10 protein-coding genes are annotated in these 13,141 nt (G+C 67.4%); 9 read left to right on the top strand and 1 reads right to left on the bottom strand.

The window, feature by feature from the left end:
* Positions 1–7: 7 nt before the first annotated feature.
* Positions 8–2,092 (bottom strand): transketolase, encoded by a 2,085-nt coding sequence (gene tkt / locus KXJ60_RS12465; RefSeq protein ID WP_291127872.1) that lies wholly within the window; start codon positions 2,090–2,092, stop codon positions 8–10.
* A gap of 166 nt (positions 2,093–2,258) precedes the next feature.
* On the opposite strand from tkt, the gene KXJ60_RS12460 reads away from it, so the two are divergent.
* The 9 genes from KXJ60_RS12460 (at position 2,259) to KXJ60_RS12420 (ending at position 13,078) form a co-directional block, all read left to right on the top strand.
* Entirely contained in the window at positions 2,259–3,008 is a 750-nt protein-coding gene (locus tag KXJ60_RS12460; RefSeq protein ID WP_291127869.1) for a nucleotidyltransferase family protein, read from the top strand.
* A 45-nt stretch (positions 3,009–3,053) separates the two neighbouring features.
* Positions 3,054–4,451 carry an aminopeptidase P N-terminal domain-containing protein gene (locus KXJ60_RS12455; RefSeq protein WP_291127866.1) on the top strand — a complete coding sequence of 466 codons (1,398 nt, stop codon included), beginning with the start codon at positions 3,054–3,056 and terminating at the stop codon, positions 4,449–4,451.
* Between the two features lie 109 nt (positions 4,452–4,560).
* On the top strand, positions 4,561–5,712 hold the full coding sequence (locus KXJ60_RS12450; protein WP_291127863.1) for an imelysin family protein: 1,152 nt from the start codon (positions 4,561–4,563) through the stop codon (positions 5,710–5,712).
* Positions 5,713–5,917: 205 nt separating this feature from the next.
* Positions 5,918–7,372 carry a di-heme oxidoredictase family protein gene (locus tag KXJ60_RS12445; RefSeq protein ID WP_291127944.1) on the top strand — a complete coding sequence of 485 codons (1,455 nt, stop codon included), beginning with the start codon at positions 5,918–5,920 and terminating at the stop codon, positions 7,370–7,372.
* On the top strand, positions 7,369–8,466 hold the full coding sequence (locus KXJ60_RS12440) for an imelysin family protein (RefSeq protein WP_291127861.1): 1,098 nt from the start codon (positions 7,369–7,371) through the stop codon (positions 8,464–8,466). The genes KXJ60_RS12445 and KXJ60_RS12440 overlap by 4 nt, the downstream gene beginning before the upstream one ends.
* Positions 8,467–9,552, top strand: a complete 1,086-nt coding sequence (locus tag KXJ60_RS12435) for a DUF1513 domain-containing protein (RefSeq protein ID WP_291127858.1) — start codon at positions 8,467–8,469, stop codon at positions 9,550–9,552.
* Between the two features lie 136 nt (positions 9,553–9,688).
* On the top strand, positions 9,689–10,165 hold the full coding sequence (bfr, locus tag KXJ60_RS12430) for a bacterioferritin (protein ID WP_291127856.1): 477 nt from the start codon (positions 9,689–9,691) through the stop codon (positions 10,163–10,165).
* A 121-nt stretch (positions 10,166–10,286) separates the two neighbouring features.
* Complete coding sequence (locus KXJ60_RS12425; protein WP_291127853.1) at positions 10,287–10,511, top strand: (2Fe-2S)-binding protein; 225 nt, start codon at positions 10,287–10,289, stop codon at positions 10,509–10,511.
* A gap of 239 nt (positions 10,512–10,750) precedes the next feature.
* Complete coding sequence (locus tag KXJ60_RS12420; protein ID WP_291127852.1) at positions 10,751–13,078, top strand: NADP-dependent malic enzyme; 2,328 nt, start codon at positions 10,751–10,753, stop codon at positions 13,076–13,078.
* The last annotated feature ends 63 nt before the right edge of the window (positions 13,079–13,141 follow it).

The following is a 13,141-nucleotide window of genomic DNA, read 5'->3' as shown; positions in this document are numbered from 1 at the left end:
AACGGGCTTATTGCTTCGCGAGCACGGCACGCACCGTGTCCGCCACGTTCTCAGGGGTGAAGCCGAAGTGCTTGAAGAGCACCGGGGCCGGGGCCGATTCGCCGTAGGTGTCGATGCCGACCACCGCGGCCACGCCGTACTTCCACCAGCCGTCGGTGCTGCCCATTTCAACGGCGACACGCGGCACACCGGCCGGCAGCACCGAAGCCTTGTAGGCCGCGCTCTGGCGGTCAAACGTCGTGGTGCTGGGCATGGACACGACGCGCACGGCGATTTTGTGCTCGCGGGCCAGCAGTTCCTGGGCCTTGAGGGCCAGCTGCACCTCGGAACCCGTGGCAACGATCACGGCCTGCGCTTTTTTCTTCAGGCCGACTTCGGCGGGCTCGGCCAGCACATAGGCGCCCTGGCTGATGTGGCCCAGGTCATCTTTGGGTGCGTAGGGCAGGTTCTGGCGGCTGAGTAGCAGCGCGGTCGGGCGGCTGGTGTTTTGCAGGGCCACCGCCCAGGCCACGGCGGTCTCGGCCGTGTCGGCAGGGCGCCACACGTCGAGATTGGGGATGAGGCGCAGGCTCGCCGCATGTTCGATGGACTGGTGCGTCGGGCCGTCTTCACCCAGGCCGATGGAATCGTGCGTGAACACATGGATCACGCGCTGCTTCATCAGCGCGGCCATGCGGATGGCGTTGCGGCTGTAGTCGCTGAAGGTGAGGAAGGTGCCGCCGTACGGAATGAAGCCGCCGTGCAGCGCCACGCCGTTCATGATGGCGGCCATGCCGAACTCGCGCACGCCGTAGTTGATGTGGCGACCGCCTTGCCCCTGCTCGTTCTTCACCACGTCGCCCGCGAGGTTGAAGCGCAATGCGGGCGTGCTCTTGGTGTTGGTGAGGTTGGAGCCGGTGAGGTCGGCGCTGCCTCCGAGCAACTCGGGCAGTGCGGCGGTGAAGGTTTCCAGCGCGAGCTGGCTGGCCTTGCGGCTGGCCACGGTTTCGGCCTTGGTGTGCGCGGCCACGGCAGCGTCCACCGCCACTTGCGCGAAGTGCTTCGGCAGCTCGCCTTTCATGCGGCGGGTGAACTCTTTCGCGAGCTCGGGGAAGGCGGCCTTGTAGGCGGCAAATTTCGTGTTCCAGTCGGCCTCGGCGGCCTTGCCGGCGGCCTTGGCGTCCCAGGCGGCGTACACGTCTTTCGGCACATCGAAAGGTTTGTGCATCCAGCCCAGCGCTTCGCGGGTGAGCTGGATTTCTTCGCTGCCAAGCGGCTCGCCATGCGCCTTGGCGGTGTTGGCGCGGTTGGGGCTGCCCTTGCCGATGTGCGTCTTGCAGAGGATCAGCGTGGGGCCGTCGGCCTTGTTCTTCGCATCGCTGATGGCGCGGTCCACGGCGTCGGCATCGTGGCCGTCGATCGGGCCGATCACGTTCCAGCCGCAGGCGGTGAAGCGCAGGGCGGTGTTGTCGATGAACCAGGGCGTGACCTGGCCGTCGATGGAAATGCCGTTGTCGTCGTACAGCGCAATCAGCTTGTTGAGCTTCCAGGCGCCGGCCAGGGCCACGGCCTCGTGGCTGATGCCTTCCATCAGGCAACCGTCGCCCATGAACACGTAGGTGTGGTGGTCCACCACGGTGTGGCCGTCGCGGTTGAACTCCGACGCCAGCAGCTTCTCAGCCAGCGCCATGCCCACGGCGTTGGTGATGCCCTGGCCCAGCGGGCCGGTGGTGGTTTCCACGCCGGGGGTGATGCCCACTTCGGGGTGACCCGCGGTCTTGCTGTGCAGCTGGCGGAAGTTCTTGAGTTCACCGATCGGCAGCTTGTAGCCCGTGAGGTGCAGCAGCGCGTAGATCAGCATGGAGCCGTGGCCGTTGGACAGCACGAAGCGGTCGCGGTTGGCCCACTGCGGGTTGGTGGGGTTGTGGCGCAGGTGGCGGCCCCACAGCGCGACCGCCATGTCGGCCATGCCCATGGGCGCACCGGGGTGGCCCGAGTTGGCGGCTTGCACCGCGTCCATGGCAAGGGCGCGGATGGCGTTGGCCTGGGTCTGGGCCGTCACGGCCGAGGCGGCAGGAGCGGTGCTGATGGGAGTGCTGGCGGCGTCGGACATGGCAGTGGGCAGGTGGGGAAGGGAATGGGCTGCGCGGTGGCGCAAAACCTGCGATTTTATCGGCCTGCCTGCTGCGCGCGCCCCACAGCGACCCGTGGGCTCGCACGCGCTCATAATTCCCCACGCGTGCGGCCCTGTGTGCCCGGCACGCGCACCGCACTCCGACATGACACGCCTCGCCACCGAACCGTCCGCCGCCTCCATCCCGGCCATGCTGCTGGCCGCCGGTCGCGGCATGCGCATGCGCCCCCTGACCGACCACACGCCCAAACCGCTGCTGGCCGTGCAGGGCCAGCCTTTGATGCAGTGGCCCCTGGCGTCGCTGCTGGCCGCAGGTTTTCGGCGCTTTGTGGTCAACACCGCCTGGCTGGGCGAGCAGATCGATGCCTTCTGCACCGACTGGCAGGCACAGCATGCCGGCACGCAGGTGACAGTTTCACGCGAAGGGCAGGATTTCGGCTACGCCCTGGAAACCGCTGGCGGCATTGCCCGCGCACTGCCGTTGCTGGGCGATGTGTTCTGGGTGCTGGCTGGCGATGTGTACGTGCCCGGCTTTCCCTTTTCACAGGCCAGCGTGGCGCAGTTCAAGGCCAGCGACAAGCTCGCGCATATCTGGCTGGTGCCCAACCCGGCGCACAACCCGCGTGGCGACTTCGGTCTGAGCGCGCAGGGCCTCGCGCTCAACGACGCCGACGAGAAGCACACCTACAGCACCATCGGCCTGTACCGGCGCGAGCTGTTCGAGCCGCCGTGGTGCGAGATCCTGCCCGGCAACCCGCAAGGCACGGCCGAGCCGCTGGCGCCGCTGCTGCGCCGCGCCATGGACGCTGGACGCGTGAGCGCCGAGCTCTACACCGGCCCATGGGTCGACGTCGGCACACCGCAGCGACTGGACGCACTGAACCGCGCGGTCTGACCCCCGGCGCTCCCAGAAAGCGCCAAAACCTTGACAATGGCGCGCATGGACGCCACCACCCACACCCACCTCTACGCCGAACGCCGCGCCCGCGTGGCTGCCCAGCTGGGCTCAGGCGGCATCGCCATCGTGCCCACCGCGCCGGAGCGCCCGCGCAACCGCGACAGCGACTTCCTCTACCGGCACGACAGCTACTTTTATTACCTCACTGGCTTCACCGAACCCAACGCCTGGCTGGTGATCACCGCCGACGGCAGCACCACGCTGTTCTGCCAGCCCAAAGACCTGGAGCGCGAAATCTGGGACGGCATTCGCCTGGGCCCGGCTGCCGCACCCGAACAGCTGGGCGTGAGCGAGGCGTTTTCGGTGGCCGAGCTCGACGCGCGCCTGCCGCGCCTGCTGGAGAACCGCCACACCGTGTGGTATCCCTTTGCCACCCACGAAGGCCTTGAGAGCCGCGTCAACGGCTGGCTGCAGCCCGTGCGCGCCCGCGTGCGCTACGGCGCGCTGTGCCCGGAATCGCAGCGCGACCTGTGTGGCGTGCTCGACGAAATGCGGCTGGTGAAGGACGCGTTCGAGCAGGCCACCATGCGCCGCGCCGCGCAGATCAGCGCCAAGGCCCACATCCGCGCCATGCAGCGCAGCGCGGCGATGCTGCGCGCCGGCCAGGACGTGCGCGAGTACCACCTGGACGCCGAGCTTCTGCACAGCTTCCGCGAGCACGGCTCCCAGTACCCGGCCTACGGCAGCATCGTGGCCGCCGGCGCCAACGCCTGCGTGCTGCACTACCGCGCCGATGCCGCCCCCATCCGCAGCGGTGAGCTGGTGCTGATCGACGCCGGCTGCGAACTCGATGGCTATGCCAGCGACATCACGCGCACCTTTCCGGCCAATGGGGTGTTCACCGGCCCGCAGCGCGAGCTGTATGACCTGGTGCTGGCCAGCCAGATCGCCGCGGTCAACGCCACCAAGGCCGGCGCGCGCTTCGTTGACCCGCACGAGGCCACCGTGGCGGTGCTCGCGCAGGGCCTGCTCGATGTGGGTCTGCTGGACCGCAACAAGGTGGGCAGCGCACAGGACGTGATCGCCAACCGCGCCTATTTCCCCTTCTACATGCACCGCACCGGCCACTGGCTGGGCATGGACGTGCACGACTGCGGCAGCTACGTGGAGCCGTCCGAGCTGGGCACGGTGAGCGAGCGCAAAGACCCCTTGAGTGGCGAAACCATCAAGGACCGGCCCAGCCGCGTGCTGCAACCGGGCATGGTGCTCACCATCGAGCCGGGCCTGTATGTGCGCCCGGGCGAAGGCGTGCCGGAGAAGTTCTGGAACATCGGCATCCGCATCGAAGACGACGCCATCGTCACCGCCACCGGCTGCGAACTGATTTCGCGTGATGTGCCGGTGAATGCCGACGAGATCGAGGCGCTGATGCGCGGTTGACGCGGCGCCAATCCCGAGCGATTCAGGATATTTTTCTGATAATCATTCGCATTTAGGTTATTCTCGCGTGGTCGTGCGGGCCGTCGTCCGCCCCCTCGCAGGAGAACCCATGCAGATCAAGAACGTCCTGGCCGCTGCCGTCCTCGGCCTGGCTTTGAGCGCTGGCGCGCAGGCCCAGACCGCCGCCACCCCGGCCAGCGTGGCCACGCACTACGCCGAGCTCGTCCACGCCAACTACAGCGACACGCTGGCCGCCGCGCAGGACATGCAGGCGGCCATTGCTACCTTTGTGGCCGCCCCTTCGGCCGAAGGCCTGGCCGCGGCCCGCAAGGCCTGGCTGCAAGCACGCGAGTTCTATGGCCAGACCGAGGCCTTCCGCTTCTACGGCGGCCCGATCGATGACGACAAGGGCCCTGAAGGCCGCATCAACGCTTGGCCGCTGGACGAGGCGTATGTCGACTACGTGCAGGGCAAGCCCAAGGCCGGGCTGATCAACAACCCGAAGTTCAAGATCACCAAAGCCAACCTGGCGAAGTTCAACGAGCGCGGTGGCGAAGAAAACATCAGCTCGGGCTGGCACGCGGTGGAGTTCCTGCTGTGGGGTCAGGACCTGAGCGAGACCGGACCGGGCAACCGCTCGTTCGAGGACTACGTGGACGGCAAGACGCCCAACGCCGACCGCCGCCGCCAGTTCCTCACCGTGGCCACCGCGCTGCTTGTGGACGACCTGACCTCGGTCAACAAGGCCTGGTTGCCGGGCCAGAAGAACTACCGCGCCCGCTTTGAAAAAGGCGGCAAGGAATCGGTGCGCAAGATCATCGTGGGCCTGGGCTCGCTGTCGCGCGGTGAACTGGCCGGCGAACGCATGGAAGTGGCGCTGAATTCACAGGACCAGGAAGACGAGCACTCCTGCTTCTCGGACAACACGCACCGCGACATCGTCACCAATGCGCTGGGCATTCAGAACGTGTGGCTGGGGCAGTACAAGAAGCGCGACGGCAGCCTGCTGCAAGGTCCGTCCGTGCGCGATCTGGTGGCGGCCAGCAAGGCCGATCTGGCCGAGAAAACGTCCGCACAACTGGCTTCATCGCTGGCCGCGGCCGAGTCCATCCCCGCACCGTTCGACCGCGCCATCGCCAAGGGCGCGCCGGGCCGCCCGGCCATCGAGAAAACCATCGCCAGCCTTGTCGAGCAGTCCAAGCTGCTGGTGGAATCGGCCAGCGCGGTGGGCATCGCCAAGCTCACGCTGGTGGAGCCTTGATTCGGAACACCCCCCTGCGCCGCTTTGCGGCTTCCCCCCTCTCTGGCGCGCCTGCGGCGCTGGGAGGGGGGACGGCATCTCGGGTCGGCGGAGCCGGACCCTTGATGCCTCTGGACTGACACGTCACTTCGCTCCGGCTGCTCACTTGCCATAGGTTCTCTTTCACATGCCGTTTCTGCCCAAAGCCACGCGCCTTGCGCTCGCCATGGGGGTCCTGCTCTGCGGCTCGGCCGCCTTCGTCCTGCATGCCGACGAGGTACCCGACCCTCTCGGTGAGAAGACCGGGGGCGCGACCACGGTGTACGCCACGGGCAAGAACGCGTTCTCGTTTCCGCTGGCCAACCTGGACGATGCGGGGCGCACGCGCTTCGTGATCGGCAATTCGTTCTTCAAGCGCAACTGGGTCGAAGCGCCGGCATCGACCACCGCGCGCGATGGCTTGGGGCCGCACTTCATTGCGCGCTCGTGCGCGGGCTGCCACGTGCTCGACGGGCGGGGCGAACCTCCGGCCTGGAAGAACACGCTGGGGCCCGAACCCGAAGGCACGGTGGCGCTGCTCATGCGCCTGTCGGTGGCGGGCACGCCCGACCCCAAGGCGGGCGTGCGGCCCGACCCGGTGTACGGCGACCAGTTCAACAACGCCGCGGTCCAGGGCGTCCAGCCCGAGGGCCGGGTGGAGATCCGCCAGCGGGCGATCCAGGGCCGCTTTGCCGACGGCACGCGCTACACGCTGCAACAGCCCGTCTACCGGTTGACCGACCTGGCCTACGGACCGCTCGCACCCGGCGTGATGATGAGCCCGCGCATCGCGCCGCAGCTCGCCGGCATCGGCCTGCTCGAAGCCATCCCGGAGGCCGAAGTGCTGCGCAACGCACGCGAGCAGGCGGCTGCCGCCGGCCCCATCAAGGGCCAGCCCAACCGTGTGTGGGACGTGTTCGCGCAAGAGGAACGTCTCGGCCGCTTCGGGTGGAAGGCCAACGTGGCCACGCTCGCGCACCAGACGGCCGGCGCCTTTCATGGCGACATCGGCATCACCTCCAACGCCTTCCCGCAAGAGACCTGCACGCCCACCCAGAAAGACTGCCTGGCCGCACCGCACGGCGGCGGCAAAACGAGCGGCCGAGACGGCATCGTGCCGGCCTCCAGCGCGAGCGAACGGCAACCCGAGATCGACGACGAGACGCTGGGCCACGTGGTTTTCTACCAGGCCACGCTCGCCCCCGCCGCACGGCGCAACGTGAACGACCCGCAGGTGCTGCGCGGCCAGGCGCTGTTTGCGCAGGCGCAATGCGCGGTGTGCCACCGCCCGAGCTACGTCACGGCCGAAGGCCCGTTTCCGCCACTCACGAGCCCGGCGCTGAAGAACCAGCGCATCTGGCCCTACACCGACCTGCTGCTGCACGACATGGGGCCGGACCTGGCCGATGGCCGGCTCGACTTTCTGGCCACCGGCCGCCAGTGGAAGACGCCGCCGCTGTGGGGCATCGGGTTGATCAAGGACGTCAACGGTCACACGCGCCTGCTGCACGATGGCCGCGCCAACGGCGTGCTCGAAGCCATCCTCTGGCACGGTGGCGAGGCCCAGGCGTCCAAGGAGCAGGTGCTGAAAATGAAACCGGCCGAGCGCAACGCGCTGGTGAAATTCGTGGAGTCGCTATGACATGCAATGCGTCGTCTCTCGCCCGGTGCGCCACCGCACTGTCGCTCGGCCTGGGTCTGGCTGGCCTCGCGGCAGCTCAAACGACCGCGCCCGTCGTGGCCGCGCCCTACTACTCGGCCGAGCAGGCAATGCAGGGTGTGTACACGCACCACCTGCCACCGCTGGCGCGCGAGTTTCAGGCGCAAGCCGAACGGCTGGTGACCACCACCGCGCAACATTGCCAGGGCCAGGCCCCGCTGCCGGCACTCCGCGCGCAATGGCAGCAAACGCTGGTGAGCTGGGAAGCCCTGTCCACCCCGGCGGTGGGCCCGCTGGTGGCGCGGCGTTCGCAGCGCCAGATCGACTTCTGGCCCACCCGTCCCGAGCTGCTGCGCCGCTCCATGGACAAGGCTCCCGCCACGCTGGCCGACATGGAGCGCGTGGGCACCCCCGCCAAAGGCTTCCCCGCCCTTGAACTGCTGATCAACCAATGGAGCGAGAGCCGCAAGCCCCCGCCCGCCACGGCCTGCCGCTACGCCGAACTTGTGGCAGAGGGCATCGCGGCCGAAGCGCGCGCGCTCCACAACGAGCTCGGCGAATGGGCCACGCGCGAGTGGGAAGACGAACCGGAAGTGACCACCGCCGCCCTGGCCGAGTGGGTGAACCAGTGGCTCGCCGGCCTGGAGCGGCTGCGCTGGGCGCACATTGAAAAACCCATCACCTCCCACCAGACCACAGGCAGTGCCGCCAAGGGCGCGCCGGTGCCCTTCGCGCGGCTGGACCGCGACAGCAACCTGCGCGACTGGCGCGCGCAGTGGCAAAGCCTGCTCGCGCAAGGCCGCCTGCCCGCTGGCGCACAGCCGCCCGCAGCCGGCCAGGCGCTGGTACCGATGGAGGCGCTGCTCATGGGCCGGGGCCAGCTCGCGCTGGCGCAGCAATGGGGCCAGGCGCTGGACCAGGTCTCTGCAGGCATGGGCGCGCTCACGCCGCGCGCCAGCGAGCGCGAACTGCTCGCGCTCACCAAGTCGATGAAGGCGGTGACCGTGCTGTTCCAGAAAGAAGTGGCCGCCGCGCTGGATGTGCCGCTGGGGTTTTCGGATGCGGACGGGGACTAGATGAGCACCCTCGCCGCGCTCTCGCGCCGTGAGTGGCTGCTGGCTGCAACCGCCCTCGCGCTGAGCCCTTCGTGGGCGGCACCTGCACAGGAGACGCACCTTGTCTCGGCCTGGCAGACCGCCAATGAACACCGCATCGGTGTGATCGCGGTGGAGGGCGCGCGGTGGTCGGTGCAGCGCTCGCTGGCGGTGCCCACGCGCGCGCACGGCTTGCTGGTGGAGCCTGGCGGCAGCGTGCTGGCCAGCGCGCGCCGGCCAGGCGACTGGCTGCTGCGCTGGCACCCGGTGAGCGGTCAGACGCAATGGCACTGGATCGAGGACGACCGCCGCTTCAACGGACACGCGGTGGCCAGCCCCGACAACCAGAGCCTGTGGACCACCGAAACCCACCTCGACACCGCGCAGGGCCAGCTCGCCGTGCGGGACAGGGCGTCGCTCGAGAAGCGCGCCGAATGGCCCACCCACGGCATGGACCCGCACGAGCTGCTGGTGCTGCCCGCGCGGGTGGGCGATGTGCCGGCCGGCAGCCTGATCGTGGCCAATGGCGGCATTCCCACCCTGCCCGAAACCGGGCGCAGCAAACGCCAGCTGGGCCGCATGGACGCATCGCTCGTGGCGCTCGATCCGCGCGACGGCACGCTGCTCGGCCAGTGGCGCCTGGACGACCCGTACCTCAGCATCCGCCACCTGGCCTGGGACCCGCACTCGCAGACCGTGGGCATTGCGCTGCAGGCCGAGCACCCCGACGCCGACGCCAAACGCAAAGCGCCGGTGTTCGCGGTGTGGAACGGTCAAGGCCTGCAGGCCGCGCAGGCCCAGCCCGCCGTGCAGGGCTACGGCGGTGACATCTGCGCGCTGCCCGGCGGCGGCTTTGTGGTGAGCTGCCCGCGCGCCGATGCACTCGCGCTGTTCGGCTCGGACGCGCGCTGGTGGCAGAACGTGGCGCTCCGCGAGGCCTGTGCGCTGGCGTCTGACGCGGGCCACTGGTGGGCCTGCGGCAGCGACGGCGTGTGGTGCGCGCCGCAAGGCACCGAGGCCCGATCGGGCGAGCGCCTGCAGATCGACAACCACTGGGCGCTCACCTGACGCAAAGCCGCGCCGCTCATGCCCGACAGCGAGAACGGTTCTCATTTTTCAGGTGGAGCGATTCTCACCACCGAACAGACCGCGCACTGCGCGCACAATGCGCGCCTGTCCACCAGAAACGAAAGGAGTTCGACCCATGAAAGGCGACGCGAAGGTCATCAGCCACCTGCAGGCCCAGCTCAAGAACGAGCTCACTGCGATCAACCAGTATTTCGTCCACTACCGCATGCTCAAGCACTGGGGTCTGGACAAGCTGGCCGCCAAGGAATACGAGGAATCGATCGGCGAGATGAAGCACGCCGACAAACTGATGGACCGTATCTTCACGCTGGACGGCCTGCCCAACCTGCAAGACCTGGGCAAGCTCAACATCGGTGAAGACGTGCCCGAGATCCTGCGCAGCGACCTGGCGCTGGAAACCGGCGCGCAGCACACCATCAAGGACGGCATCGCCCACTGCGAAGCGGTGCGCGACTACGTCTCGCGCGACCTGCTTCAGACGATCCTCGACGACACCGAAGAGCACATCGACTTTCTGGAAACGCAGATCGATCTGGTCGACAAAGTCGGCATTCAGAACTACCTGCAGAGCCAGATGGGTTCGGTCAGCTGAGCGCGACGGCCTGAGCGCCGTCCCCGATGCGCCACATGGCCCCGCCACTTGCGGGGCTTTTTTTGCACTATTGAATACGATCAATTATCATTTGCAAACTTTTTCCCTTCGACCCCGTTCCATGATCGTTTGCGTTTGCCACCGCGTCAGTGACCAGACCATCGCCCGTTGCGCGCGGTCGGGCATGGCGTTTGACGACATCCAGCTGGAGCTGGGCGTGGCCACGCAATGCGGCCAGTGCGAGCCCTGCGCGCGCTCGCTGTGGTCTGAATGTTCGCCGCAACAGTCGGTCGTGCACCTTCAGTTGCACCCGGCCAAGGTCCCGGCGCAGGCTGCTGCGGCCTGAGCGCCGACAGGCACGCCCACCTCCTGACTTTCCCTGCCCCGCGCGCCCCAGGCGCGCCCCGGACGCATACTGCAACGCCCAGGCGTTGTCACGGTCGTGCCGCGTGAATTCCCTCCCGAAAAGTCACAGGCACCCGACCGGTTTACGCGGTTTTACGCACTAGGGTTTTCCCGGTCGCCGCTTTAGAATGCGCAACCCCTTTCCGCATCGCAAGATAACAACTCGATGGAGACACGAGCATGAGCATGGAAAACAGCCCCGAGAACAAACGCGCAGAGCTGCGCCGCGCCGCCCTCGAATACCACGAGTTCCCGACCCCCGGCAAACTGGCTATTGCGCCCACGAAGCAGCTCACCAACCAGCGCGATCTGGCGCTGGCGTACTCGCCCGGTGTGGCAGCGCCTTGCGAAGAGATCGTGGCCGACCCGGTCAACGCCTTCAAATACACCGCTCGCGGCAACCTGGTGGGTGTCATCACCAACGGCACTGCCGTGCTCGGCCTGGGTGACATCGGCCCGCTCGCCTCCAAACCGGTGATGGAGGGCAAAGGCGTCCTCTTCAAGAAGTTTGCCGGCGTCGACGTGTTCGACATCGAAATCGACGAGAAGGACCCGGCCAAGCTGGTCGAGGTGATTGCCGCACTCGAGCCCACCTTCGGCGCCATCAACCTGGAAGACATCAAGGCCCCGGACTGCTTCTACGTGGAGCGCGAGTTGCGCAAGCGCATGAAGATTCCGGTGTTCCACGACGACCAGCACGGTACGGCCATCACCGTGGCGGCGGCCATGCTCAACGGCCTGAAGGTCGCCGGCAAGGACATCGGGCAAGTCAAGCTGGTGACCTCCGGCGCTGGCGCGGCTGCGCTGGCCTGCCTGAACCTGCTGCTCAAGGTCGGGCTCAAGCGCGAAAACGTGTTCGTCACCGACCTGGCCGGCGTGGTCTATGAGGGCCGCGAGGAGCTCATGGACGACGACAAGCGCCAGTACATGCAAAAGACCGACAAGCGCAAGCTGGCCGAGGTGATCGAAGGCGCCGATGTGTTCCTCGGCCTCTCGGCCGGTGGCGTGCTCAAGCCCGCCATGGTGGCCTCGATGGCCGCCAAGCCGGTGATTTTTGCGCTGGCCAACCCCAACCCCGAGATCTCGCCTGAAGACGCCCACGCGGTGCGCAACGACGTGATCATGGCCACGGGCCGCACCGACTACCCGAACCAGGTCAACAACGTCCTGTGTTTCCCGTACATCTTCCGTGGGGCGCTGGACTGCGGCGCGACCACCATCACCGACGAAATGGAAATCGCCGCGGTGCATGCAATTGCGGAACTGGCACAGGCCGAGCAGAGCGAGGTGGTGGCTGCGGCCTACGCGGGCGAAAAACTCGCCTTCGGACCGGAGTACCTCATCCCGAAACCGTTCGACCCGCGCCTGATGATGAAGATCGCGCCGGCCGTGGCACAGGCTGCCGCCGACTGCGGCGTGGCGCTGCGCCCCATCGCCGACATGGCCGCGTACCGCCAGCGCCTGCAGAGCTTCGTGTTTGCGTCGGGCACCATCATGAAGCCCATCTTCGCTGCGGCCAAGGCGGCCGAGCGCAAGCGCGTGGCGTACGCAGAGGGTGAAGAAGAGCGCGTTCTGCGCGCCTGCCAGATCGTGGTGGACGAAGGACTGGCACGGCCTACGCTGATCGGCCGCCCGACGGTCATCGCCCAGCGCATCGAAAAATTCGGCCTGCGCCTGCGCGAAGAATTGGACTACGACGTCGTCAATGTCGAGCAGGACGACCGCTACCGCGACTTCTGGCAAACGTACCACCGCATGAGCGAGCGCAAAGGCGTGACGCAACAGCTCGCCAAGATCGAGATGCGCCGCCGCCTCACGCTGATCGGCGCCATGCTGCTGCACAAGGGGCAGGTGGACGGTCTGATCTGCGGCACGTGGGGCTCGACCCACACGCACCTGAAGTACATCGACCAGGTGATCGGCAAGCGCGAGGGCGGCAGCCCGAGCACCGCCCAGGACGTGCGCATCTACGCCTGCATGAACGGCCTCATGCTGCCCGGACGCCAGGTGTTCCTGGTGGACACGCACGTCAACTACGACCCCACGCCCGAAGAGCTGTGCGAAATCACGGTCATGGCCGCCGAGGAAATGCTGCGCTTCGGCCTGGAGCCCAAGGTGGCACTGCTGTCGCATTCCAACTTCGGCTCCAGCGACGAGCCCAGTGCCATCAAGATGCGCCGCACGCTCGAGCTGCTGCGTGAGCAGGCCGCCTGGCTGGAAGTCGATGGCGAAATGCACGGAGATGTGGCACTGGACGCCGACGCCCGCATGGCCATGATGCCCAACTCCACCCTCAAGGGCCCGGCCAACCTGCTGGTACTGCCCAACATCGATGCCGCCAACATCGCCTACAACCTGCTCAAGACGGCCGCGGGCGGCAACATCGCCATTGGCCCGGTGCTGCTCGGCGCCGACAAACCGGTGCACATCCTGACGGCCAGCGCCACGGTGCGCCGCATCGTCAATATGACCGCCTTGACGGTGGCGGACGCAAACGTTTCTCGCTGACGTTTTGCAAAAAAGCAAGCGCTAACTTTCTCATACAAATTCGGCGCAGCGCCTTGCTGATTA

It is taken from the genome of Hydrogenophaga sp., from assembly GCF_019264445.1.
Classification (GTDB): domain Bacteria; phylum Pseudomonadota; class Gammaproteobacteria; order Burkholderiales; family Burkholderiaceae_C; genus Hydrogenophaga.
The sequence above is the reverse complement of the archived record's forward strand: the minus strand, read 5'-3'. Positions and strand labels throughout refer to the sequence as shown.

Bases quoted from the DNA above. Each gene is read 5' to 3' on its own strand.
- tkt (WP_291127872.1), bottom strand. From the start codon at position 2,092: ATGTCCGACGCCGCCAGCACTCCCATCAGCACCGCTCCTGCCGCCTCG.
- KXJ60_RS12460 (WP_291127869.1), top strand. From the start codon at position 2,259: ATGACACGCCTCGCCACCGAACCGTCCGCCGCCTCCATCCCGGCCATG.
- KXJ60_RS12455 (WP_291127866.1), top strand. From the start codon at position 3,054: ATGGACGCCACCACCCACACCCACCTCTACGCCGAACGCCGCGCCCGC.
- KXJ60_RS12450 (WP_291127863.1), top strand. From the start codon at position 4,561: ATGCAGATCAAGAACGTCCTGGCCGCTGCCGTCCTCGGCCTGGCTTTG.
- KXJ60_RS12445 (WP_291127944.1), top strand. From the start codon at position 5,918: ATGGGGGTCCTGCTCTGCGGCTCGGCCGCCTTCGTCCTGCATGCCGAC.
- KXJ60_RS12440 (WP_291127861.1), top strand. From the start codon at position 7,369: ATGACATGCAATGCGTCGTCTCTCGCCCGGTGCGCCACCGCACTGTCG.
- KXJ60_RS12435 (WP_291127858.1), top strand. From the start codon at position 8,467: ATGAGCACCCTCGCCGCGCTCTCGCGCCGTGAGTGGCTGCTGGCTGCA.
- bfr (WP_291127856.1), top strand. From the start codon at position 9,689: ATGAAAGGCGACGCGAAGGTCATCAGCCACCTGCAGGCCCAGCTCAAG.
- KXJ60_RS12425 (WP_291127853.1), top strand. From the start codon at position 10,287: ATGATCGTTTGCGTTTGCCACCGCGTCAGTGACCAGACCATCGCCCGT.
- KXJ60_RS12420 (WP_291127852.1), top strand. From the start codon at position 10,751: ATGAGCATGGAAAACAGCCCCGAGAACAAACGCGCAGAGCTGCGCCGC.